Annotated in this window: 1 protein-coding gene; it reads left to right on the top strand. The window is 68.5% G+C overall.

From position 1 onward, the window contains the following. Window positions 1-12: 12 nt before the first annotated feature. A partial coding sequence (locus GV832_RS21595; protein ID WP_168776918.1) for a hypothetical protein occupies window positions 13-1712 on the top strand: 1700 nt, incomplete at its 3' end.

Raw genomic sequence — 1712 nt, 5'->3', positions numbered from 1 at the left:
TCGGGCTCCGACATGCTGAACCCCGCCCTGGCCGCCGGGGGATGGCTCGACGAAGACGGCTGGCCCCTGGCCATCCCGCCCGGCAAGGTCGCGGTCGGCACGATCTGGGCCTGGACGGGCAGCGCAGAGGACCCCGCCCTCGCCCAGTCGCGCGCCGGGACCTATGTCCTGCGCCACGAGGGCGAGGGGAAACTCTCGCTGGGCGGCGATGTCGAGATCCTCTCGCAGCGCCCCGGCGAGATCGTCTTCCGCAACCTTTCGGGCGGCACGATGCGGCTCGACATCACCGCCACCGACCCCAACCACGATGGCAACCATATCCGCGACATCACGATCGTCCGGCAGGAGTACCAGGCGCTCTTCGACATGGGCGCCATCTTCAACCCCGACTGGCTCGCGCTGATCGAGGATGCCCGCGTCCTGCGCTTCAAGGACTGGATGAAGACCGACTGGGCGACCTCGTCGGACCTCGCCGCCCAGGCCGATCCGGCCAATCCGAGCTACATGGCCCATGGCGCCCCGGTCGAGATCATGGTGGCCTTGGCCAACCAGGTCGGCGCCGATCCCTGGTTCACCATGCCCGCCGGCGCCTCCGAGGCCTATATCCGCGATTTCGCCACCTATGTGCGCGACCATCTCGACCCCGGGCTCAAGGTCCATGTCGAATATTCCAACGAGATGTGGAACTGGGGCTATGGCCAGACCTCCTGGCTTTTGGAACAGGCCGGGACGGCCTGGGCCACGACGGATGCGGCGCGCTGGCTGGATTACCAGGTCATGCTGGCTGCGCGTTCGGCGCTGATCTGGGACGAGGTCTTCGGCGCCCAGGCCCCAGCGCGGCTCGACAAGGTGCTTGGCACCCAGGCGGGCTATTTCTGGCTGACCGAGCGGCTTCTGACGGCGCCGCTGTGGCGCGAGAAGGACCCCGAGGGCTATGTGGCGCCGTCCGATGTCTTCGACAGCCTGGCCATCGCGACCTACCTGGGGGGGGCGACCCTCTCCGATGCCCAGATGCGCGCCGATCTCCTGGCCCAGGTCCGCGCCGATCCGGTGGCGGCTGCGGCCTGGCTGACGGGCAAGCTCATGGATCCCGATTACAAGCAGTCGGTGCCGCAGATGGTGACCTGGTGGCAGGGCAACCGGGCGATTGCCGACCGCTACGGACTGGATCTTGTGTCCTACGAGGGGGGGCAACACATCCTGCATGGCTGGCTGGTCCAGGGGATGAGCGAGGCCGAGCAGGCCCTGCTGACCGGGTTCCTGTCGGACTACATGCGCAGCCCCGAGATCGCCGATCTCTACGCGGCCTCCTGGGCGGAATGGGCCAGGCTGTCGGACGGGCCCTTCATGCAATTCGTCGAGATCGACCAGCCCTCGAAATGGGGGGCCTGGGGGCTTTACACCTCGCTGGGCGACCACAGCCCGCGCAGCGATCTGCTCGAGCATCTGAACGCGACCCAGGCCTCGTGGTTCGGCACGGGCGGGGGGCCGCAGTATCAGCAGGGCGCGATCCGGTTTGCGGGCGAGGGCGGCGAGGCGCTCCTGGGCACCGACCGCGACGATTTCCTGATCGGAGGCCGGGGCAATGACCGCTTCACCCCCGGCCGCGGCCAGGACGCCATCGCCGGGGAGGGCGGCCGCGACATCCTCCTCCTGACCGGAACCCCCACCGACTACACCGCAACCCGCGACGGCGACATGGTCAGGATCAC

Source organism: Stagnihabitans tardus (assembly GCF_009925085.1).
GTDB lineage: Bacteria > Pseudomonadota > Alphaproteobacteria > Rhodobacterales > Rhodobacteraceae > Stagnihabitans > Stagnihabitans tardus.
This window is presented reverse-complemented; position numbering and strand designations above follow the sequence as displayed.